18 protein-coding genes are annotated in these 21,000 nt (G+C 71.2%); 12 read left to right on the forward strand and 6 right to left on the reverse strand.

Going from position 1 to position 21,000, the window contains the following annotated elements:
- Positions 1-186 precede the first annotated feature (186 nt).
- Positions 187-1,785, reverse strand: a complete 1,599-nt coding sequence (locus AC067M_RS30625; protein ID WP_478700275.1) for an acyl-CoA synthetase — start codon at positions 1,783-1,785, stop codon at positions 187-189.
- A 175-nt stretch (positions 1,786-1,960) separates the two neighbouring features.
- On the opposite strand from AC067M_RS30625, the gene AC067M_RS30630 reads away from it, so the two are divergent.
- From AC067M_RS30630 to AC067M_RS30660, 7 genes are all read left to right on the forward strand, one after another.
- On the forward strand, positions 1,961-2,761 hold the full coding sequence (locus AC067M_RS30630; RefSeq protein ID WP_478700276.1) for a crotonase/enoyl-CoA hydratase family protein: 801 nt from the start codon (positions 1,961-1,963) through the stop codon (positions 2,759-2,761).
- 139 nt (positions 2,762-2,900) lie between these two features.
- Positions 2,901-3,842, forward strand: a complete 942-nt coding sequence (locus tag AC067M_RS30635) for a Zn-ribbon domain-containing OB-fold protein (RefSeq protein ID WP_478700277.1) — start codon at positions 2,901-2,903, stop codon at positions 3,840-3,842.
- Positions 3,839-4,882, forward strand: coding sequence for a thiolase domain-containing protein (locus AC067M_RS30640; RefSeq protein WP_478700278.1), 1,044 nt, complete (start codon positions 3,839-3,841; stop codon positions 4,880-4,882). Before AC067M_RS30635 ends, AC067M_RS30640 begins: the two co-directional genes overlap by 4 nt.
- The gene (locus tag AC067M_RS30645) at positions 4,879-6,045 is read left to right on the forward strand and encodes a thiolase domain-containing protein (RefSeq protein ID WP_478700279.1); all 1,167 of its coding nucleotides are present in this window, start codon (positions 4,879-4,881) and stop codon (positions 6,043-6,045) included. Before AC067M_RS30640 ends, AC067M_RS30645 begins: the two co-directional genes overlap by 4 nt.
- Before the next feature lie 81 nt (positions 6,046-6,126).
- Positions 6,127-6,369 carry a DUF397 domain-containing protein gene (locus AC067M_RS30650; protein WP_478700280.1) on the forward strand — a complete coding sequence of 81 codons (243 nt, stop codon included), beginning with the start codon at positions 6,127-6,129 and terminating at the stop codon, positions 6,367-6,369.
- A 239-nt stretch (positions 6,370-6,608) separates the two neighbouring features.
- On the forward strand, positions 6,609-7,508 hold the full coding sequence (locus tag AC067M_RS30655; RefSeq protein ID WP_478700281.1) for a universal stress protein: 900 nt from the start codon (positions 6,609-6,611) through the stop codon (positions 7,506-7,508).
- Between the two features lie 67 nt (positions 7,509-7,575).
- Positions 7,576-8,175 carry a CGNR zinc finger domain-containing protein gene (locus AC067M_RS30660; protein ID WP_478700282.1) on the forward strand — a complete coding sequence of 200 codons (600 nt, stop codon included), beginning with the start codon at positions 7,576-7,578 and terminating at the stop codon, positions 8,173-8,175.
- A gap of 229 nt (positions 8,176-8,404) precedes the next feature.
- Here AC067M_RS30660 and AC067M_RS30665 read toward each other — a convergent pair whose 3' ends face one another.
- Entirely contained in the window at positions 8,405-9,124 is a 720-nt protein-coding gene (locus tag AC067M_RS30665) for an SDR family NAD(P)-dependent oxidoreductase (RefSeq protein ID WP_478700283.1), read from the reverse strand.
- A gap of 92 nt (positions 9,125-9,216) precedes the next feature.
- On the opposite strand from AC067M_RS30665, the gene AC067M_RS30670 reads away from it, so the two are divergent.
- Positions 9,217-9,768, forward strand: coding sequence for a MarR family winged helix-turn-helix transcriptional regulator (locus tag AC067M_RS30670; RefSeq protein WP_478700331.1), 552 nt, complete (start codon positions 9,217-9,219; stop codon positions 9,766-9,768).
- 184 nt (positions 9,769-9,952) lie between these two features.
- Entirely contained in the window at positions 9,953-10,450 is a 498-nt protein-coding gene (locus AC067M_RS30675) for a hypothetical protein (RefSeq protein WP_478700284.1), read from the forward strand.
- A 16-nt stretch (positions 10,451-10,466) separates the two neighbouring features.
- On the opposite strand, the gene AC067M_RS30680 is transcribed toward AC067M_RS30675, so the two are convergent.
- The gene (locus AC067M_RS30680; protein WP_478700285.1) at positions 10,467-12,413 is read right to left on the reverse strand and encodes an N-acetylmuramoyl-L-alanine amidase; all 1,947 of its coding nucleotides are present in this window, start codon (positions 12,411-12,413) and stop codon (positions 10,467-10,469) included.
- 180 nt (positions 12,414-12,593) lie between these two features.
- Positions 12,594-13,733: an aminoglycoside phosphotransferase family protein gene (locus tag AC067M_RS30685; protein WP_478700286.1), complete on the reverse strand. Its 1,140-nt coding sequence runs from the start codon at positions 13,731-13,733 to the stop codon at positions 12,594-12,596.
- A 244-nt stretch (positions 13,734-13,977) separates the two neighbouring features.
- On the opposite strand from AC067M_RS30685, the gene AC067M_RS30690 reads away from it, so the two are divergent.
- Positions 13,978-15,471 carry a DNA-binding protein NsdB gene (locus tag AC067M_RS30690; protein WP_478700287.1) on the forward strand — a complete coding sequence of 498 codons (1,494 nt, stop codon included), beginning with the start codon at positions 13,978-13,980 and terminating at the stop codon, positions 15,469-15,471.
- A 21-nt stretch (positions 15,472-15,492) separates the two neighbouring features.
- Here AC067M_RS30690 and AC067M_RS30695 read toward each other — a convergent pair whose 3' ends face one another.
- A complete protein-coding gene (locus AC067M_RS30695; RefSeq protein ID WP_478700288.1) occupies positions 15,493-16,911 on the reverse strand; it encodes a PP2C family protein-serine/threonine phosphatase in 1,419 nt (472 codons plus the stop codon).
- A 345-nt stretch (positions 16,912-17,256) separates the two neighbouring features.
- Here AC067M_RS30695 and AC067M_RS30700 point away from each other — a divergent pair, with 345 nt between their 5' ends.
- A complete protein-coding gene (locus AC067M_RS30700) occupies positions 17,257-17,670 on the forward strand; it encodes an SsgA family sporulation/cell division regulator (protein WP_478700289.1) in 414 nt (137 codons plus the stop codon).
- Positions 17,671-17,697: 27 nt separating this feature from the next.
- On the opposite strand, the gene AC067M_RS30705 is transcribed toward AC067M_RS30700, so the two are convergent.
- Positions 17,698-18,792: a baeRF3 domain-containing protein gene (locus AC067M_RS30705; RefSeq protein ID WP_478700290.1), complete on the reverse strand. Its 1,095-nt coding sequence runs from the start codon at positions 18,790-18,792 to the stop codon at positions 17,698-17,700.
- 361 nt (positions 18,793-19,153) lie between these two features.
- Here AC067M_RS30705 and AC067M_RS30710 point away from each other — a divergent pair, with 361 nt between their 5' ends.
- Complete coding sequence (locus tag AC067M_RS30710; RefSeq protein ID WP_478700291.1) at positions 19,154-20,905, forward strand: fatty acyl-AMP ligase; 1,752 nt, start codon at positions 19,154-19,156, stop codon at positions 20,903-20,905.
- The last annotated feature ends 95 nt before the right edge of the window (positions 20,906-21,000 follow it).

Here is a 21,000-nt window from a genome sequence, read left to right on the forward strand (position 1 = left end):
ACCCCTCGAGAACGCCCCCTGTCGGCCCCCTTCAATCGTCACGCGCCGTGACGGGGGCGGCAACCAGGAGCGCCGTGACGGGGGAGGGAACCGGGAGCGCGCCGTGACGGGGGTGGCAACCGGGAGCGCGCCGTGGAGCGGGTGGCAGCCGGAGGGTGCTGTGGCGCGGGCGGCAGCCCGAGGGCGTCACCCCTGTGCCGCCACTGCCACCTCCCGTGCCCAGCGGTAGTCCGCCTTGCCGCTCGGTGAGCGGCGGATGGTGTCGGTGATCACCAGCTGGCGCGGGATCTTGTAGCCGGCGAGCCGGGTGCGGCAGTGGGTCTGGATGTCCTCCAGGGACGGTCGCGGTGCGCCCCCGCGCAACTGGATCACGGCCGTGACGTGGTTGCCCCAGGTCGGGTCCGGCACCCCGGCGACCAGCGCGTCGTACACGTCCGGGTGGGACTTGAGTGCCTGCTCGACCTCCTCCGGGTACACCTTCTCGCCCCCGGTGTTGATGCACTGAGAACCGCGGCCGAGGACGGTGACCACGCCGTCCGCGTCGACGGTCGCCATGTCGCCGAGCAGCACCCACCGTTCGCCGTCCTTCTCGAAGAAGGTCTCGGCGGTTTTCAAGGGATCGTTGTAGTAGCCGAGCGGCACGTGTCCGCACTGCGCGACACGGCCCACCTCGCCCGCTCCGACCGGCTCGTGTGTCGCCGGATCGACCACCTGGGTACGGGAGTTGACGCGGATGCGGAAGCCGCGCTCGGGCCCGGCGTCCTCGGTCGCCGTCCCGTTGAAGCCGGACTCGGAGGAGCCGAAGTTGTTGAGGAGCGTGACGTTAGGGACGAGGGCGAGGAACTGTCTGCGCACCGTGTCCGACATCATGGCGCCCGACGACGAGACGCTGAACATGGACGAGCAGTCCGTGCCCTTCATCGGTCCGCCGAGCGCGTCGATGAGCGGCCGCAGCATCGCGTCGCCCACCAGCGACATGGCGGTGACCTTCTCCTTCTCGATGGTCCGCAGCACCTCCTCCGCCACGAACTTACGGTGGATCACGACCCGTTGACCGAAATTGAAGCCGATGAACGCCGTCAGCGTGGACGTGCCGTGCATGAGCGGGGGAGTGGGGAAGAAGGTGATCCCCGATCCGCCGGCCGCCACGCGCTCGGCCAGCTCCTCCGGCTTCTTCACCGGCTCACCGGTCGGCGCACCGCCGCCCAATCCGGCGAAGAAGAGGTCCTTCTGACGCCACATCACGCCCTTGGGCATGCCGGTCGTGCCGCCGGTGTAGATGATGAACTGGTCGTCGCCGGACCGGGCTGGGAACCCGCGTTCGGGCGACCCCTCGGCCTCCTCGAAGGGCAGGCCGAGCGCTCCCGTCCCTCCCACCCGCAGCAGATGCCGCAGCTTCGGCGCCCGGGGCAGCACCGCCGCCACCCGGTCGGTGAACTCCGCGTCGAAGACCAGCGCCGTCAGATCCGCGTCCCGATAGAGGTAGACCAACTCCTCCTCAACGTAGCGGTAGTTGACGTTGACGGGGACGATCCGCGCCTTCAGGCAGCCGAGTACGGTCTGCAGGTACTCCACGCCGTTGTAGAGATGGAGCCCCAGGTGCTCGCCGGGGCGTATCCCGGCATCGAGGAGGTGATGGCCGACGCGGTTCGCGGCCGCGTCCAACTCCGCATAGGTCAGACGGCGTTCGGCACCGGTGCCGGGGTGGTCGACGTAGACGAGTGCCTCGCGGTCCGGGACCACGTCCACGACCGACTCGAACAGGTCGGCAAGGTTGTACTCCACCGCTCCTCCTGAGCTCGGACGGCCTGCTCCTCGACGGTTCGCCGGTCATCAGAGCAAAGGGCGCCGCAAGTGTGAAGGGTCCGCGCGAAGAAATCTGACTGACTGTCAGAAAACCCTTGAAGTGCTACTCCGCCTCCTGCAACCTGTTCTCGTTCTGTCAGAGGGGAGATGGGTCATGGGCGGGACCGAACACCTCACCGTGCAGCGCGAAGGCGCCACACTGGTGCTTACACTCAACAGGCCCGAGGCCAGGAACGCGCTCTCGTTGCCGATGCTCGTCGGCCTCTACGACGGATGGCTCGAGGCCGACGAGGACGACACGGTCCGCTCGATCGTGCTCACCGGCTCCGGCGGTGCGTTCTGCGCGGGCATGGACCTCAAGGCCCTGGCCGGAAAGGGCATGGAAGGGCAGGGATACCGGGCCCGGCTCGACGCCGACCCCGACCTGCACTGGAAGGCGATGCTGCGCCACCACCGGCCCCGCAAGCCGGTGATCGCCGCCGTCGAGGGGTACTGCGTCGCGGGCGGCACCGAGATTCTTCAGGGCACCGACATCCGGGTCGCGGGCCAGTCCGCGACCTTCGGCCTGTTCGAGGTCAAGCGCGGCCTGTTCCCGATCGGCGGCTCCACGGTCCGCCTCCAGCGCCAGATCCCGCGCACCCACGCCCTGGAGATGCTTCTCACCGGACGCCCCTACAGCGCCCAGGAGGCCGCCGACGTCGGACTCGTCGGACACGTCGTCCCGGACGGCACCGCGCTCGCGAAGGCCCTGGAGATCGCCGAGCGGATCAACGCCTGCGGCCCGCTCGCCGTCGAGGCGGTCAAGGCGTCCGTGTACGACACCGCCGAGATGACGGAGACCGACGGCCTCGCCTCCGAACTCAAGCGAGGCTGGCCGATTTTCGACACAGCCGACGCGAAGGAGGGCGCCCGCGCCTTCGCGGAGAAAAGGCCGCCCGTCTACAAGCGTGCGTAGCGCTCGCCGGTGCGGCTGTTCGGACGCTGCGAACCGTGTGTGGCTGGTCGCGCCCACGCGGCGGAGCCGCAGATGTCACAGCCCCGCGCCCCTACAGGGCGTGACCCATCGACCTGGCTCCAAAGGAGGCAAGCACCCGATGCCCGAAGTCCTGAAAGCCCCCCTCGTCGTCGAGTTCCCCTTCACGCGCTCGCTCGGGCCCGTCCAGAGCGCCTTCCTGACCGGCCTGCGTGAGCGTGTCGTCCTCGGTGTGCGGACCACCGACGACCGCGTCCTCGTGCCGCCCGTCGAGTACGACCCCGTCACCGCCGACGAGCTGCGCGACCTGGTCGAAGTCGCCCCCACCGGCACCGTCACCACCTGGGCCTGGAACCACGCCCCCCGCCGCGGCCAGCCCCTCGACACGCCCTTCGCCTGGGTCCTCGTCCGCCTCGACGGGGCCGACACCGCCCTCCTGCACGCCCTCGACGCCCCCGGCCCCGACGCCGTGCACACCGGCCTGCGCGTCCGCGTCCGCTGGGCCGAGGACCGCACCGGCGCCATCACTGACATCGCCTGCTTCGAGCCGTACGACGGTGAAGCGGTCCAACCAAGGGGTATCACAGGGGAGTTCGAGGACCCAGTGACCGGCATCGTCGCCCCCGCCCGCCTCGACTACACCTACTCGCCCGGCCGCGCCCAGTCCGCCTACATCCACGCCCTCGCCGACCAGCGCACCGTAGGCGAACGCTGCCCCTCCTGCCGCAAGGTGTACGTCCCTCCACGCGGCGCCTGCCCCACCTGCGGCGTGGCCACCGCCGAGCAGGTCGAGGTCGGACCACGCGGCACCATCACCACGTTCTGCATCGTCAACATCAAGGCGAAGAACCTCGACATCGAAGTGCCGTACGTCTACGCCCACATCGCGCTCGACGGAGCCGACCTCGCCTTGCACGGCCGTATCGGCGGCATCCCGTACGACCAGGTGCGGATGGGCCTGCGCGTCGAACCGGTGTGGACGCAGGGCGGTCGCTACCCGGACCACTACCGGCCGACCGGTGAACCCGACGCGGACTACGAGACGTACAAGGAGCTGTTGTGAACCGGGAGATCGCCGTCGTGGCTTTCGCGCAGACGGACACCCTGCGTACCACCGAGGAGCACTCCGAGGTGGAGATGCTCATGCCGGTCCTGCACGACGTGCTGGAGCAGACCGGACTCAGGACCGCCGACATCGGCTTCACCTGCTCCGGTTCCTGCGACTACCTCGCCGGGCGCGCCTTCTCCTTCACCCTCGCCCTGGACGGCGTCGGCGCCTGGCCGCCGATCTCCGAGTCCCACGTCGAGATGGACGGCGCATGGGCGCTGTACGAGGCGTGGACGAAGCTGCTGACGGGGGACGCCGACACCGCGCTGGTGTACTCGTACGGCAAGTCCTCCCCCGGGACCGTGCGGGACGTACTGACCCGCCAACTCGACCCGTACTACGTCGCTCCCCTGTGGCCCGACTCCGTCGCCCTCGCCGCCCTCCAGGCGCAGGCCCTGATCGACGCGGGCGACATCGACGAGCCCGCACTCGCCACCATCGCCGCCCGCAGTCGCGCCACCGACAACCCGCACGCGCAGCTGCGGGGCTCGGTGCCGCAGGGGGAGTACCTCGTACGGCCCCTGCGCACCGGCGACTGCCCGCCCGTCGGCGACGGCGCGGCCGCCGTGATCCTCGCGGCCGGGGACCGGGCGCGCGAACTGTGCGCGCGGCCGGCCTGGATCCGGGGCGTCGACCACCGCATCGAGGCCCACTCGCTCGGCGTCCGCGACCTCACCGACTCGCCGTCCACCCGCCTGGCCGCCGAACGGGCCGGCGCCTTCGAACGGCCCGTCGACACCGCAGAGTTGCACGCGCCGTTCACCGCGCAGGAGGTCGTCCTGCGCAAGGCCCTGAAGCTCGACGACAGCGTGCGGATCAACCCGTCCGGCGGTGCACTCGCCGCCAACCCGATGATGGCCGCCGGTCTCGCCCGCGTCGGCGAGGCAGCCGCCCGCATCCAACGGGGCGAGTCCGACCGTGCCCTCGCCCATGCCACCTCGGGCCCGTGCCTGCAACAGAACCTGGTCGCCGTACTCGAAGGGGATCCGCGATGAGCAAGGAACCCGTGGCCGTCATCGGCATCGGCCAGACCAAGCACGTGGCGGCCCGCAGGGACGTGTCCATCGCGGGACTGGTCCGGGAGGCCGCCCAACAAGCGCTCCGAGACGCCGAGTTGACCTGGGCCGACATCGACGCCGTCGTCATCGGCAAGGCGCCGGACTTCTTCGAGGGCGTCATGATGCCCGAGCTCTATCTCGCCGACGCGCTCGGCGCCGTGGGCAAGCCGATGCTGCGCGTGCACACAGCCGGCTCGGTCGGCGGGTCGACGGCACTGGTCGCCGCCAACCTGGTCGCCGCCCGCGTCCACGGGACCGTACTGACGTTGGCCTTCGAAAAACAGTCCGAGTCCAACGCCATGTGGGGCCTGTCCCTGCCGATCCCCTTCCAGCAGCCGCTGCTGGCCGGCGCGGGCGGCTTCTTCGCCCCGCACGTGCGCGCCTACATGCGGCGCAGCGGCGCCCCCGACACGGTCGGCTCGCTCGTCGCGTACAAGGACCGGCGCAACGCCCTGAAGAACCCCTACGCCCATCTGCACGAGAACGACATCACCCTGGCGAAGGTCCAGGCCTCGCCCATGCTCTGGGACCCCATCCGCTACTCCGAGACCTGCCCCTCCTCCGACGGCGCCTGCGCGATGGTCCTCACCGACCGCGCAGGAGCCGCCCGTGCGCCCCGTCCGCCCGCCTGGATGCTCGGCGGCGCCATGCGCAGCGAGCCGACCCTCTTCGCCGGCAAGGACTTCGTCTCGCCGCGGGCCGGCAAGGACTGCGCCGCCGACGTGTACCGGCAGGCGGGCATCGCCGACCCGCGCCGGGACATCGACGCCGTCGAGATGTACGTGCCGTTCTCCTGGTACGAGCCCATGTGGCTGGAGAACCTCGGCTTCGCCGACGAGGGCGAGGGCTGGAAACTCACCGAGGCCGGGGTGACCGAACTGGACGGGGACCTGCCCGTCAACATGTCGGGGGGTGTCCTGTCCACCAACCCCATCGGGGCCTCCGGAATGATCCGGTTCGCGGAGGCGGCGCTCCAGGTACGGGGGCAGGCCGGAGACCATCAGGTGGACGGCGCGAGGCGGGTCCTCGGGCACGCCTACGGCGGCGGATCGCAGTTCTTCTCCATGTGGCTGGTGGGTTCCGAACCCCCCACCTCCTAAAGGTCCCCCTCGCGTGGCCTGTTGAGGGCAGGAGTCGATCGCTAGGCTGGCCGCGGACGACGAAACGGGAGGAGCACGGACGTGGCCGAGAGCACCATCCAGCAGCAGCCGCTCGCGAGCTGGGACAAGCCGGAGCTGGATCTCAGCAACGCCGACTGGCAGTCCAGCAGCCGAGGCGTGGGGGATGTCCAGATCGCGTTTGTCGAGGGGTTCATCGCGATGCGCAACAGCCGCCGGCCCCAGAGCCCTTCCCTGATCTTCACGCCCGCGGAGTGGGGCGCGTTCGTGTCGGGGGCGCGGGAGGGGGAGTTCGACCTGACGTGAGGGAGATTTCTTCCTGACCTGAGGCGCAGACTGGCTTGGGGCTTCGGTTCGGCCTTGCGGTGCCGCCCGACCCGGGACTCCGGTTCGACCTGAGGCACCGGCCCGACACCTGCCCGACCCGCGACGCCTGTTTCTCACCAGTTTTTCCGGACACGCGCCCTTGTGCGCCCTCCCGGGGCCGCCACCTGAGCGAGGCTGGCCCCCACAGGAGGAAGGTCGTCTTCCGGAGGTGAGGAACCATGAGCACCCTGCCGGTCGTCGTGGCGGTCGACGGTTCACGCGACAGCCTGCGTGCCCTGGACTGGGCCGTCGACACCGCCCGCAGGCGCGCGGCATCGCTGCGGGTGGTCCACGTACGGCAGTACCACGCCTGGACCCCCGGCGCCCCCGTGGCCGTGCCCCCGGCCCCGGAGGCTGACTGGGTGCTCACCGCGGCACGCGCCCACCTCGAAGGTCTCCCCGCCATGCCCACGACGGAGTACGCCGGCCTCGACGGCGTCGTTGGTTCCGTGCTGGCCGCGCAGGGGCAGGCCGCCCAGCTCCTGGTGCTCGGCTCCCGGGGACGCGGCGGCTTCGCCAGCCTCCTGCTCGGCTCCAACGGCCTGGCGGCCGCGCGGGACGCCGAGTGCCCGGTCGTGGTGGTGCCCCGGCCCGGGCGGAAGGTCGAGACGGCGCCGGAGACGGAGCCGGGGCCCCGGGTGGTCGTGGGCCTGAAGGTGGACGGCCCCGACGACGCCACGCTCGACTTCGGCTTCGCCGAGGCCGCGCTGCGCGGCGCCCGCCTCCAGGTCGTCGCCGCCTACCCCTGGCCCGTACAGACCTGGGCGGCGCCCGAGGACGTCGTCCCGCCGACGATCGACCAGGATGCCGTCGAGAGCGAGACGCGGGCCCTCGCCGAGGGCTTCCTCGCCCCCTACCGCGAGCGGTACCCCGATGTCCGTGCCGAACCGTTCCCGGCCCCCGGCGACGCTGCCGGTCACCTGGTCGCCGCCTCCAAGGACGCGGAACTGGTCGTCGTGGGCCGTCACCGCCGACGCCTCCTGGTCCCCGCCCGCATGCTGGGCTCCGTCACCAACGCCGTACTGCTGCACGCGGCGAGCCCGGTGGCGGTGGTGCCGCCGTCGCCGGGGGAGGAATGAGGAGCTGGAGGCATGCCCAAGGGCTGCCCGGCGACTAATGGCTGGCCTCCTGCCTATCATTAGCCGCATGCAGGACTCGCTCAGCAGGGACGCTCGCCTCGCCCTCGACCTCGCCCTCACCATCCGGCACGACGGCCACGGTGGCGTCGCCGACGACCTGGCCGGACCGGCGGGACTCACCGCCTGGGCCCACGCGCACCCCGACACCGTGGTGGACCCCGCCGGATTCGTCGCCGACGACGCGGCCCTCGCGGCCGTCCGTGATGTGCGCGCCGCCGTCCGCGCCCTCTTCGCCCACGCCGTGCGCCCCGACGAGCCGAGCCCCGCCGACGCCACCCGCCTCATGCCCGTGCACCAGGCCGTCGAACGCCTCAACGCGGCAGCCGCCCGCACCCCCACCGTCCCCGTCCTGCACTGGTCCGACGACGCCGAACCCGAGGCGCGCAGGCAGGCCGCGCAGGACGCCGGCGAGCTCACGGCGGTGCTCGCCCAGGCCGCCATCGCCTTCCTCGCCGGCCCCGACCGTACGCGGCTGCGCGCCTGCCACGCACCGCGCTGCGTGCGCTACTTCCTCAAGGAGCACCCCCGCCAGGAGTGGTGCAACCCTGCCTGCGGCAACCGCGCCAGAGTGGCCCGCCACCACGAACGGCACAAGAAGGCGGCCTGAGGGCGAGTACGGATGAATGTGCCCAGGCAGGCGGGCCGACACGCGCCACCTGGCGCCAGACCCGTTTGCGGCAGGCGGGATGTTCTACGCCTCCTGCCCAGGACGTCCCGCCCGTCGGGCAACTGGACATCACTCGTGCTCTCAAGACGTCCATCGCGTACGCGGGCACAGTGCCAAGTGCCAGTCTCATACGCGTTCACGTGGCGCAAGGCCACCGTCGGCAGTACGGCTATCGGGTCTTGTGGGCGCCGCCGTTGATGTTGAGGACCTGGCCCGTGATGTGGCGGGCGGCCGGAGAGGCGAGGAAGGCGACCGCGCCGGCGATGTCGTCCGGGGTGCCGGGACGGCCGGTGGCGGTAGCGTCGATCAGGGTGGCGCGGCGTTCGTCGGAGAGCTGGTCGCGGAAGAACTCGGTGTCGGTGATGTAGCCGGGCGAGACCACATTGGCGGTGATGTCGCGGGGCCCGAGGACGTCGGCAAGGCTCAAGTTCCAGGTGGCGAGGCCCGCCTTGGACGCGCCGTACGAGTCGGCCCCCTGGTCGGCCGCGATGGAGCCGAGGTGTACCACCGCGCCACCCGGGGCGAGGCGGTCGTCGAGGGCCCTGGTGGTGAGGACGGCGCTGACGAGGTTGGCGTCGAGGTTGGCGCGGAAGTCGCGGGCGTAGGAGGCGAGATCGGTCTTGCCGTCGGCGTCGAAGACGATGTTGCCGCCCGCGTTGTTGACCAGTACGTCGACGCGCTCGGGGAGTTCGGCCACGAGCCGCAGGAGGGCCTCTGGGTCGGTGTGGTCGCAGACCAGGGGACGGACGCCGGTTTCGGCCGCGAGCTCGTCAAGGGGGCCGGGGCGACGGCCGGTGACGATGACGGTGTCGTTCTGGTCGGCGAAGTGGCGGGCGATGGCGCGGCCGATGCCCGTGCCGCCGCCGGTGACCAGGATGGTGCGTGACATACGATGAACTCCTAGATTCAGACCTAAATTTAGAACTAAACGTAACACTGGAGAGGGTCGGCATGGCAAGTGAACCCCTCACGCCGAAGGGCATGAGCTACCCGACGGACGGCGCGTCCACGTACCCCGTGCAGGACATCGCGGCCGCCTGGGAGCGCGAGCGGCCCGGCACGCCCGTCGCATCGATCGGGATCGTCACGCCCATCTGGCGCCTGGCCAAGCTGCTCGGCGACGACCGGCGGCGGGTCCTCGCGCGGACCGGGGTCGATGCCGCGACCCTCGACCTGCTGAGTGTTCTGCGGCGGAGCGGCAATCCGTACACGCTGAGCACACGCGAACTCAGCCGGCGGTCACTGGTCACCGCGGGCGCCATCTCGCAGCGCGTCACCCGCGCCGAAAGCGACGGACTTGTCACCCGCCGGCCCGGCCAAGGGCGGCCGCGTACGGTCCTGGTCTCCCTGACCCAGGCCGGGCACGACCTGGTCGAAACCACCGTCGACCACGTTCTGGGCCGGGAGGCCGAGCTGATCGGTGGCCTTACGGGCGAGCAGCAGCACCAGCTCACCGAGTTGCTGCGGGTACTGCTCCAGGATGTCCAGCGCCGGCTCGGCGACGACCGTATCTCCCACGTCGGCGACGAGTGACAGGCGCACAGCGCATGGGCCGACTGCTCGGCCTTCAGGGCCGGGCCTGCATCACAAGGGTCCGGTCATCCGTGTCGTCCCGGAGGCGGGACCGCCACCCCCGGCTGGGACGGCCCCGCGGAGTGCGCGAAGCGTGGGGCGCCCGCACGACGTCCACGACCTTCGGGCACGTACCATTGGCGGCATGTCGTTCCTCCGCCGCCGTAGCGCAACGCCCGCCGGGCCCGACTTCGACGTACTGGCCATGGACCCGGGCGACTGGCCCGGCAATCTCGGCGCCGGTCTGCTGCCCGCGCCCGACGGCACCTGCCAGGGCGTGTTCCTGCGTTACGACCTGTTCGGCGGCCGCGGCCCGGCGATGATCATCGGCAACCTGCCCGAGGGATCCCCGGCCCGCGAGGTCGCCGAGGGCGAGGTCCCCTTCGAGGTCGCCCAACTACTGCTGGCGCTGGAGAACGACGAGGAGGTGACGGTCGTCGGCGCCGAGGACATGCCGGTGATGCAGGGCGACAACCTCCTGATCGTGCGCCGCCTCAAGCTCTCCGAGGGCCGTATCTCCTGCGTCCAGTTCGACCGCAGCGACAACGTGCTGGTCACCATCGCCGCCTGGGACCGCCCCATCACCGACGACCTGTACGCCCTGCTGAAGCCGCTGCCCGCGGAGCTGTTCCAGCAGGGCTGACCGGTCGCCGACCGGCTCAGGAGATCGACAGCCGCACGTCCGCGGCCCGCACGAACGCCACCCGGTGGCCGAACTGGATCTCGTAGTACAGGTCCTTGCCGACCACGACCCGGTGTGAGTCCGTGGTGAAGGTGGCCGCGTAGTAGTACTCGCCCGGCACCTTGTCACCGACCACGTACTTCTGCCCCTTCGACAGGGTGTACGGCAGCGGTGACACGGGCTGGGCGGGCACTCCCGCCGGGTAGGCCGCCGCCTCCGGATAGGCGCGCCCGTACACGGGGACGCTGTCCAGGCCGGCCTTCGGCGTGACGACGAAGCCCGCCGACTCGACGGCGGTCGGCTGCTGCTTCGGGTTCCTGAACCAGGCCTTCTGCCCCAGGTACCAGATCGCGGTCCAGTCTCCCCACCGGTCCGCGACCGCGTACCGCTGGCCCGTGGAGACCCGCGAGGAGAGGTCGTTCACGCCCGGGGTCGGGTCCGTGCCGAGACCGATGTCCTTGATCAGGGCCGAGTTCTCGTCGTGGTCCGAGTACAGCCGCACCTCGCTGGAACCGTGCGGCGCGCACGGCTCGCCCTTGGCGTCGCACCCCGTGTACACGGGCCGGTTGGCGGCGTAGTCCGGCAGGACCGTCACGAGACCGCCGCTCTTGACCCTGGTCCACTCGAGGGGGTGGCCCAGCAGTTCGAAGTAGTGCCGCCAGTCCCAGTACGGGCCGGGGTCGGTGTGCATGCCCGGCACCGCCACGCTGGTCGGCCCGGGCACGGTGTCGTGGCCCAGGATGTGCTGCCGGTCCAGCGGGATGCCGTACTTCGCGGCGAGGTACCTCACCAGCCGCGCCGAGGACCGGTACATCGCCTCCGTGTACCAGGCGTCCGGATTGGCCAGGAAGCCCTCGTGCTCCAGGCCGATCGACTTCGCGTTGACGTACCAGTTGCCCGCGTGCCACGCCACGTCCTTGGCCTTCACGTGCTGGGCGATGTGGCCGTCGGTGGAGCGCAGGGTGTACTGCCACGACACGTAGGCCGGGTCCTGAACCAGGTCCAGGACACCCTCCCAGCCGCCCTCGGTGTCATGGACGACGATGTACTTGATGCTCTGCGCCTTCGGCCGGTCGCCCAGGTCGTGGTTGCCGTAGTCGTGGTCGCCGAACTCCTCGTACGGCGCGGGGATCCACTCGCAGGAGACGGTCGAGGGGCACTCGGTGCCGTCGGCGGACGCCGTGCGCAGCCCCGCCCGCCCCAACCGGGCGGTGTCGGGCTTCAGGCCGGGGTGGGCCGCCAGCGCGACGCGTTGCCCCTCGCCCGTGGTGCGTGCCTCGCCGGTGCGCAGGACGTCGTACACGTCGTTCGCGTAGGTGGCGGCCGTCGCGCGGTCGTCCGCGCCGGAGAAGCGGGCCACCGCTGCGTACCAGTCCGCCGGGTCAGCGCTCAGCGGCTCGCCCAGTTCCTTCTGCGCGGCGGCCAGCAGGGCGGCCCCGCCGGCGATGTTGGCGGCCTCGTCGGTCCGCAGCTCGGCGGCCGGGACACCGGTCAGATCGGCCGCCCTCGGCAGCGTCTTCAGACGGGTGGGCAGCTCGGTGTACTCCGGCACCTTCGCGTCGGGGTGCAGTGGGGGACGAGCCTGGTCGCCGCGGGCGTCCTCCGTGCCCTCGCTGTGGTGCGGGGCCGTGGCCAGCGCGGTGCGGGCGTCGGTGAGGTGCATCGGGCCGTAGCCGCCGGTCACGCTCGGCGCACCGCCGTGCGCCTCCCAGCGGGACTGGAGATAGGAGACGGCCAGGAGGACGCTCTGCGGTACGTGGTACTCGGCGGCCGCCGTGGCGAACGCACGTTGCAGCCGGTCGCCGGAGGGCTCCGGCGCGCCGTCCGCCGGGGCCGCGCCGAGCAGGGGCAGCAGCAGGGCCGCGGACGCCACGGCTTTGGCGGCTCCGCGTGTACGTCTGAGGTGGGGGACGGATCCTCGCATGGCAGCCTCCAGGGCCGGTGGAGCGTGGGGGGCGTGCGGGGGCCGAGCGGTGGGTCAGTGGTACCGGGGTACCGGTCGGCCGACGATCCGTCAATGATGCCCAGGAGCACGGGTTTCCTCCCGACGGACACACGAAAGCCCGCGGTGCGCCCTTCAGGCGCGCCGCGGGCCATCGTCCCCTCAGCGAGTGCCGACCGCCGCACGCACGGCCCGGCGGGCCATCTGGCAGTCGTCGTGCAGCCGCCTCAGCAGCAGCCGCTGTTCCTCGCCGGACGGCGCGGCACCCGGTTGGGCCACTCCCGGTGCCGTCGGGGTCGTGTCGTGCATCGAACGCTGCACGGCCGTCTCATACGTACGGATCTCCCGGGTCAGCACGAGCATCAGGTTGACCAGGAAGGCGTCACGGGACGCGGGTCCTGCCGACTGGGCGATCTGGCTGATCTGCCGCCGCGCCACGGGGGCGTCACCGAGCACCGACCACAGCGTGGCGAGGTCGTAGCCCGGCAGGTACCAGCCCGCGTGCTCCCAGTCCACCAGCACTGGACCGGCCGGTGACAGAAGGATGTTCGACAACAGTGCGTCGCCGTGGCAGAACTGGCCCATGCCCCCTCGGCCCGCGGTGGTCGCGATGCCGTGCAGCAGCTTCTGGAGGTCGCCCATGTCCCGGTCGGTCAGCAGTCCCAACTCGTGGAAGCGGGAGATGCGGGCCGCGTAGTCCAGCGGGGCGTCGAAGGTGCCCGCCGGCGGCCGCCAGGCGTTCAGTCGGCAGATCGCGCCGAGCGCGGCCCGGATGTCGGCCCGCGGCGGGGCCTCCGCCGGGTGCCGGTGCAGCGCGGCCACCCGTCCCGGCATCCGCTCGATCACCAGTGTGCAGTTGTCCGGGTCCGCCGCGATCAGTCTCGGCACACGCACCGGAGGGCGGTGCCGGACGAACGTGCGGTATGCCGCTATCTCGTGGCGGATCCGCTCGGCCCAGACGGGGGAGTGGTCCAGTAAACACTTGGCCACTGCCGTACTGCGCCCTGTCGTGCCCACCAGGAGCACGGAGCGTCCGCTGCGGCGCAGCACCTGCACCGGGGCGAACTCCGGGCAGATCCGGTGCACCGACGCGATCGCCGTACGCAGCTGGGCCCCCTGAGGGCCGGACAGGTCGAGTCTCCCGCTGAGCGGTTGCGTGCCGACCCCCGCGGGCCGCCGGGCCCGGCCCGCGCCGAGCACGGGAGCCGCCGGGCGGGCGGGGTCGAGGTAGGGGCCACTGCCCGCCGGGCGGGGGCGCAGCGGCCGGGGCGGGGCGGACACGGAGGACGATGCTGCGTACATGGGGGAAACAGATCCCTTCGTGTGCCTGCGACGTCAATGCGCTGCCCGACCCGGACGCCCGAGTACACCCTGGGGAATGCACCCGCCGTAGCAAGAAGGCGACCGGGTCGAGGTGGCGCGTTCCTACCTGACACCCGATGACCAGTGGCACACCATCTGGCGCACCCTGGCGAACCCTGGCGAATAGTCGCCCGGCAACTCGCACCGGGCTACTGTCAACTCAGCCGAGAACCTGGGGGCTTACGTGAGCGGACAACCCAACACCCGGCTCTCGGACCTGTTCGGCCTGGCCGGCTGGTCCAAGGGCGAACTCGCGAGGCTGGTCAACAAGCAGGCGGCGGCCATGGGCCACCCCCAGCTCGCGACCGACACCTCCCGGGTGCGGCGGTGGATCGACACGGGAGAGATCCCGCGCGATCCGGTGCCGCGGGTGCTGGCGGCTCTCTTCACGGAGCGTCTCGGCCGTGTCGTGACCATCGAGGACCTCGGTCTGGTCCGGCACGGGCGTGCGGGGAAACGGCAGGGCGGCGGGAGCGACGAGCATCCCGACGATGTGCCGTGGGCGCCCGAGCGGACTGCTGCGGTCCTCACCGAATTCACGGGAATGGACCTCATGCTCAACCGACGCGGCTTGGTGGGCGCGGGTGCCGCGCTCGCCGCGGGATCCGCACTCAGCAGCGCCATGTACGACTGGCTGCACACCGATCCGACTCTTTCCGCCGACGCTCCCGTCATCGACCAACCCATGAACGCCGAACCGGCCGGGTTCGACCGCTACGAGGCCGCCCCCATCGGGACCGAGGAGGTCGACGAACTCGAACGCTCGGTCGAGGTGTTCCGAGCCTGGGACGCGGCCCGCGGCGGCGGGCTGCAGCGCAAAGCCGTCGTGGGACAGCTCAACGAGGTGGGCGGCATGCTGTCCTACCATCACCCAGCCCATCTCCAGCGGCGCCTGTGGGGCGTCGCCGCCAACCTCGCCGTCCTCGCGGGCTGGATGTCGCACGACGTCGGCCTGGAACCCACGGCCCAGAAGTACTTCGTCATCGCCGCCCATGCCGCGAGAGAGGGCGGGGACCGGCCCCGCGCCGGGGAGGCCCTGTCCCGGGCGGCCCGTCAGATGGTGCACCTGGGCCGGCCCGACGACGCGCTGGACCTCATGAAGCTCGCCCAGTCAGGCTCCGGTGAGCAGGTACTGCCGCGCACCAGGGCGATGTTCCACACCATCGAGGCCTGGGCACAGGCGTCGATGGGCAAGGGACAGGCGATGCGCCGCACCCTCGGGCAGGCGGAGGACCTGTTTGTCTCCGACAAGAGCGACGTGCCGCCGCCCAGCTGGATGCAGTTGTTCAACGAGGCAGACCTGTACGGCATGCAGGCTCTCGCCTATCGCACGCTCGCGGAGTTCGAGCCGGGAGCGGCCGTCCACGCCCAGCACTACGCGGACAAGGCTCTGGCCCTGCGGATCGACGCACAGGAGCGGTCGAAGATCTTCGACTTCCTGTCCATGGCCTCCGCCTGCTTCATCGCTGACGATCCCGAACAGGCGGACCGGTTCGCGCGCCTCGCCCTGATGTCGATGGGGCAGAACTCCTCCCGACGCACCTGGGACCGGCTGCGCCAGATGTACCGGCTCACCGCGGAGTACGCGGGCTATCCGAAGATCCAGGAACTGCGGGAGGAGATCAGGCTGGCCCTGCCCAGGCCGCGGGGCGGCAAGGGGGGCAGCGCACCGGCGTAAGGGGCCTGCGCGTCACTGGTTCTACGAAGTGACCCTGGCGACCAGCACACAGGCGTCGTCCTCGCGCTCGGTCTCGCCGAACTCCTCCACGACCCTCCGCAGGCAGTCCTGTGCGGTGTGTGCCCCGGCGAAGTCCGGGGCCAGGTCGAGGAGGCGGTCCACGGCCGCCGCGCCGCCGGGCACCAGCCCCTCGGTGTGCAGCAGGAGCAGGTCGCCTGCCTCCAGGGTCTCCTCGGCCTGACCGTAGGCGGCTCCCGAGGTGGCACCGAGCAGGACACCGTCGGGTGCGTTCAGCCTGCGCCCCGTTCCGTCGCGGTACAGCAGCGGGACGGGGTGTCCGGCCTGCGCCCACACCAGGGTGCGGCTCTCCGGCCGGTAGCGGCAGCAGACGGCGCTGCCGAGGACCGGCTGGACGGTGGCGTCCAATAACTGGTTGAGCAGGGTCATCAGTTGACCCGGCCGGGTGCCCGCCATCGCCATGCCGCGCAGGGCGCCCAGCAGCATCGCCATGTTCGAGGTGACGGTGGGGCCGTGCCCGGTGAGGTCGCCGACAGTGAGGAGTGTCTCGCCGTCGGACAGCTCCAGCGCGTCGTACCAGTCGCCGCCGATCAGCGTGCTCGTCGAGGCCGGCAGATAGCGCCCTGCCAGGTCGAGGGCCTCGGGTCCCTGGTGCGGGAGCCGCAGGGAGCCACGCCACGGCGGCAGCACGGCTTCCTGCAACTCGACCGCGAGCCGGTGCTCCGTCTGCGCGCGGTGCCGGTGGTGCTGGAGCGAGTCACGGGTCTCACTCACCGTCCGCTGGCTTCGGCGCAGCTCGCTCACGTCCCGCAGCACGGCCCACATCGAGGCGGTGCTGCCGTCGGTGTCGAGCACCGGTTCGCCCATCATGTGCACGGCCCGGACCTCGCCGTCCGGGCGTACGATCCGGAACTCCCCGTCGATCGGCTTGGCGTCGACGAGGCAGTCGGTGACCATCGCGGTCAGCTGGGGCCGGTCCTCGTCGAGGACGACGGAGGGCAGCTCGTCCAGGGTGAGCGGGGGAGCGTCCGGGGCACGGCCCAGGATCCGGTACAGCTCACCGGACCAACTGGCCCCGTCCGTCAGCAGGTTCCACTCCGCGCTGCCGACCCGGCTGAGCAGTGAGTCCTCGGCGGGCACGTCCGGGACGGCATGCGTGGCGGTCGACGCCTCGGAGGCCACCGGGGCCGGGCCGTCCTTCAGCTGCGCCAAGTGCTCGTCCAGATCGTTGAGTTGGTGCAGCGCCAGGTCGTACAGCGCGCGCTGCCAGCGTCCCTGCGGGTCCGATCCGTCGCCCTGCGCGTCCCGTCGTACGGCGTCCACGTCGCCCTTGAGCCGCCGCGTCTGCGATATCAGCGCTTCGACCGAGCCGCCTCCTGGCGGCTGGGCGGCTGGGCGGTCCGCAGACAGATGGGACGGCATGACGCACTCCGATGCGGGGACGGTACGGCAAGGACTGTGACGGAAGGACCGTTACGACTGTTGCACAGCCCGCGACGCCGTGTAAGGGATTCGGCAACACACGATACGGTGGTGCTTCTGGCATATGCCACAGTCTTCACGGAGTGGTTGTGCGGTGCGTTCGGAGTACGTCGCCGGGTGGGTCAAGTCGTAGGCAGGGTACGCCACTTGACGGATCGGCGGGGTGCTTCGGTCGACGCTCATCCAGGTGTTCGACGGGCGCATGTTCGGGGGTGAGATTCCGGGCTGATTCTTTACCCGCCGGGTGTACGTGAAGGGCCCTCGCGAAGTCGTAAGAACATGACGATGGAGACCACCCTCGCGCAGTCCGTCCGCGGCCGTCTGATCACGGCGGAGGAGCAGGAGCTTCCCGTGCGCGCCGCCTTCCGCTACAGCTCCGCCGACCCGCTGGCCGTGCACGTCGACTTCCCGCCCACGGCCTCCCTCGACGGCACCGCCGTCACCTGGACCTTCGCCCGCGCCCTCCTCGAGGAGGGCCTGCGCGCTCCGGCCGGCAGCGGGGACGTACGGCTCCGGCCGTGCGGACAGGCCCGTACGATCATGGAGTTCCACTCGCCGTACGGGCTGGCGCTGGTCGAGTTCGACACGCCCGACCTGCACCGTTTCCTGCTGCGCAGCCACGCCGTGGTGGAGGCCGGGCAGGAGGACGTGGACGAGGCCGTCGAACGTGGCCTGAGCAGCCTGTTCGACGGCGTCTGAGCACACCGGCTGCGCGGCGGGCCGTTCTCAGAAGCGCAGCACTCCCGCGATCCCGTGTGCCTCGCCGAGCGCGCCGTCCGGGACGAAGCGCACCTGTGCGCCCTTGTCCAGGCACTGCTCGACGATCTCGTCCACGATGTCCTCGCGGGCGTCGAGGTCGCCGCTCTCGGCCGGGACGAGGTGGTCGCCGTCGTCGCGCACCGTCACGCGGTAGTTCTCTTCGACCGCGAGCAGCCGCACCCGGCCCTCCCGGGCGCTCTGCCAGACCTCGTCGACCCCGGCCGCGAACGCCCGGTGCCCCCGGGCCGATTCCAGGACCCGTGCCACGGACGCGGTGTCCCGCCGGGCCTCCGCGTCGTGCCGCGGACGCACCGCCTGCCACACGGCCTCCGCGGATCCGTGGGCGAGGCCGCCGTGCCGGACGTGGACCGCGTCCTTGGTGACGGTGCCGATCTCGTCGAGCAGGGACAGGGCCGCCTGCTCACCGGTGATGTACAGCGGCCGCGGGTCCTCCCGCAGGACGCGGCTCACCGCCGTGTCCGCGTCACGCAGGAAGTGACGGGTGTCCTCGTCGCGGAAGGTGCTCGGCATGTCGCCGATCCGCTCCTGGCGCTCGGCGTCGAAGTTCTCACGGGTCCTGGTCAGCGGGAACCCGCCGGAGTGGTCCTCGGTGACGCGGTCGACGCCGCCGCTCCACAGCGTGACGCGGTCGGCGGAGACCGACAGCACCCAGAAGGGCCGCTCGGCGGCCTGCGCGGAGACGAGGTTGCGGGTCAGGAAGGTGTCCGACAGTACGACGCGTTCGGGCACGGGACGCGCGAGGGACCACACCTGGTGCTCGCCCGGGGCGGCGAAGATCACCAGACCGTCCTCGGCGTGCGTGAGATCCACCTCGGCGAGCGCCCGGTCCAGCTCCCGGGCGACGTCGGCCCGCCGCTCCCGGGTGACCCCGGGGTCGGCCTCCAGCTGTTTCTTGGCCTCGGCCACCACGTTGCGCAGCCGGACCGGATCCTGGGTGGTGTCGGGACCGCGGCGGTGGGTCGGCGTCAGCACCGACACCGCGGGATAGGCGCGCCGACGGCGCAGCTCGGTGAGTGTCGCGGGGCTGAGTGCGTGCTCCATATACAGCACGATATGACCGAATCGCCCGCGGGGCATGCGGTGCAAGATTCAAACGTAAGCGGACGGTCGTGCGTCGGGTCAGTCGCGCTCGCCAGGGACTTTAAACTTATTTAGACACGCCGGGTTTACATATGTTCGACTGGTCGTGCGGGTTGTCTTGCTATGGTCTTACCCGTTGGCAGCACGCCGAACGGGGGGACGCGTGGAGCCGGCTGATTTTTCGCCGCGTTTCACGGGTGGGTCGTCGAGACGGACGGTCCGGCAAGGGAGCCGGAGCGGCCGCGGATTCTGCAGCGTCGCAGCACGTGGCTCTCGAACTCCAGTTTCCCCGCTCACGATCCAGACAGGTGAAACTCGTCCGATGGCTCATACCTTGGTCGATTTACTGACCACGCACGCCTCGCAGCAGCCCGACCGGACCGCCTACCGTTACCTCGTCACGGGCGACAGCGACGGAGAGGTTCAGGAGATCACGTACGGGGGTCTCGCCCGCCGCTCCCGGGCCATCGCCGCCTGGTTGCAGGAGAACGGCATGGCCGGTTCCCGCGCCATGCTGCTCCACCCGCCCGGCCTGGAGTTCATCTGCGCCTACCTGGGCTGTCTCGCCGCCGGCGTGGTCGCCGTACCCGGCGTGCCCCCGCAGGGCCGCTCGCAGAACCACCGCGCGCTGACCCGCATGAAGCGACTGATCGCGGACGCGGACGCCCAGGCGATCCTCGGCGGACGCGAGGTGATCGCCGCCCTCGGCACCATGGCGGAACACCTGCCCGAACTCGGCGAGATCACCTGCGTCGCCACCGAGGACATACCCGACGACGCGGCCGACGCCTGGCGCGAACCGGACCTCACGGCCGACTCGGTCGCCTTCCTCCAGTACACCTCCGGCTCCACCTCCGCCCCGCGCGGCGTGATGGTCACCCACGGCAACCTCGTGGACAACGAGCGGGTCATCGCCGAGCGGATGGGCCACACCCCGGACGCGATCGCGCGGCACGGCCACGAACTGTTCGTCAGCTGGCTGCCCGTCTACCACGACATGGGCCTCATCGGGCCGGTCCTCAACACCGTCTACCTCGGCGCGACCACCACGCTCTTCTCGCCCCTGCACTTCCTGCAGCGCCCCGACCGCTGGCTCACCGCCGTCAGCCGCTACCGCCCGCACACCAGCGGCGCCCCCAACTTCGCGTACGAGCTGTGCCTGAAGCACGCCACGCCCGAACTCCTCGACGGCCTCGACCTCAGCAGCTGGCAGGTCGCCTTCAACGGCGCCGAACCGGTGCGCGCGGCCACTCTGCGCCGGTTCGCCGAGACCTTCGGGAAGGCCGGATTCCGCCGCGAGGCCCTCTACCCGTGCTACGGCCTGGCCGAGGCCACCCTGATGGTCACCGGCGGCACCGTGGACACCCCGCCCGTCCTCCTCGACATCAGTAGCGACACCGAGGGCGCCGCCTCGCACGCCGAAGCACCGCACGCCGAAGCGACGGACGCGGCCGCTGTCGGCTGCGGCCGCCCCGGCCCGGGCGTGACCGTCGTGATCGCCGACCCCGAGCGGCACCAGGAGCTGCCCGAGGGCGAGGTCGGCGAGATCTGGGTCGGCGGCGCGAGCGTCGCCAAGGGCTACTGGCGCAACACCCTCGCCACCCGCGAGACCTTCCGCGCCACCCTGGCCGGCCACGAGGGCCGCTTCCTGCGCACCGGCGACCTCGGATTCCTGCGCGACGGCGAGCTGTTCGTCACCGGCCGCCTGAAGGACCTGATGGTCATCGACGGACGCAACCACTACCCGCAGGACCTCGAACTGTCCGCCGAGATGTCCCACCCGGCGCTGCGCCCCGGCTGCACCGCCGTGTTCTCCGTCGACAGCGGTGTGACGGGCGAACAGCCCGTCCTCGTCGCCGAGGTCGCCCCGGAGGCGGCCGACGAGTCGGAGAAGATCACCGACCTCGTCCGCGGCGCGATCGGCGACGCCCACGGCCTGTCCGTGCGCGACGTCGTGCTGGTCCACCCCGGCACCATCCCGAAGACGTCCAGCGGCAAGATCCAGCGCCGCGCATCCCGGACGGCCTACCTCGACGGCACCCTCTCCCTGATCGGCGCACCCGCCCGGAGATGACACAGTCCGCCGTCGGCGCGCCCGCTCGCGCCGACGGCGGCCCGTCCGTCCGTTTTCCCGGTCGACGCCGCCTCGCCCAGAGCCGTACGTCGCCC

It is taken from the genome of Streptomyces sp. NPDC043427 (assembly GCF_056436655.1).

What these genes read in the sequence shown, in the direction of transcription:
- AC067M_RS30630 (WP_478700276.1), top strand. Translation starts at nt 1,961, where the DNA reads ATGGGCGGGACCGAACACCTCACCGTGCAGCGCGAAGGCGCCACACTG.
- AC067M_RS30635 (WP_478700277.1), top strand. Translation starts at nt 2,901, where the DNA reads ATGCCCGAAGTCCTGAAAGCCCCCCTCGTCGTCGAGTTCCCCTTCACG.
- AC067M_RS30645 (WP_478700279.1), top strand. Translation starts at nt 4,879, where the DNA reads ATGAGCAAGGAACCCGTGGCCGTCATCGGCATCGGCCAGACCAAGCAC.
- AC067M_RS30655 (WP_478700281.1), top strand. Translation starts at nt 6,609, where the DNA reads ATGAGCACCCTGCCGGTCGTCGTGGCGGTCGACGGTTCACGCGACAGC.
- AC067M_RS30660 (WP_478700282.1), top strand. Translation starts at nt 7,576, where the DNA reads ATGCAGGACTCGCTCAGCAGGGACGCTCGCCTCGCCCTCGACCTCGCC.
- AC067M_RS30665 (WP_478700283.1), bottom strand. Translation starts at nt 9,124, where the DNA reads ATGTCACGCACCATCCTGGTCACCGGCGGCGGCACGGGCATCGGCCGC.
- AC067M_RS30670 (WP_478700331.1), top strand. Translation starts at nt 9,217, where the DNA reads ATGAGCTACCCGACGGACGGCGCGTCCACGTACCCCGTGCAGGACATC.
- AC067M_RS30675 (WP_478700284.1), top strand. Translation starts at nt 9,953, where the DNA reads ATGTCGTTCCTCCGCCGCCGTAGCGCAACGCCCGCCGGGCCCGACTTC.
- AC067M_RS30680 (WP_478700285.1), bottom strand. Translation starts at nt 12,413, where the DNA reads ATGCGAGGATCCGTCCCCCACCTCAGACGTACACGCGGAGCCGCCAAA.
- AC067M_RS30685 (WP_478700286.1), bottom strand. Translation starts at nt 13,733, where the DNA reads ATGTACGCAGCATCGTCCTCCGTGTCCGCCCCGCCCCGGCCGCTGCGC.
- AC067M_RS30695 (WP_478700288.1), bottom strand. Translation starts at nt 16,911, where the DNA reads ATGCCGTCCCATCTGTCTGCGGACCGCCCAGCCGCCCAGCCGCCAGGA.
- AC067M_RS30700 (WP_478700289.1), top strand. Translation starts at nt 17,257, where the DNA reads ATGGAGACCACCCTCGCGCAGTCCGTCCGCGGCCGTCTGATCACGGCG.
- AC067M_RS30705 (WP_478700290.1), bottom strand. Translation starts at nt 18,792, where the DNA reads ATGGAGCACGCACTCAGCCCCGCGACACTCACCGAGCTGCGCCGTCGG.
- AC067M_RS30710 (WP_478700291.1), top strand. Translation starts at nt 19,154, where the DNA reads ATGGCTCATACCTTGGTCGATTTACTGACCACGCACGCCTCGCAGCAG.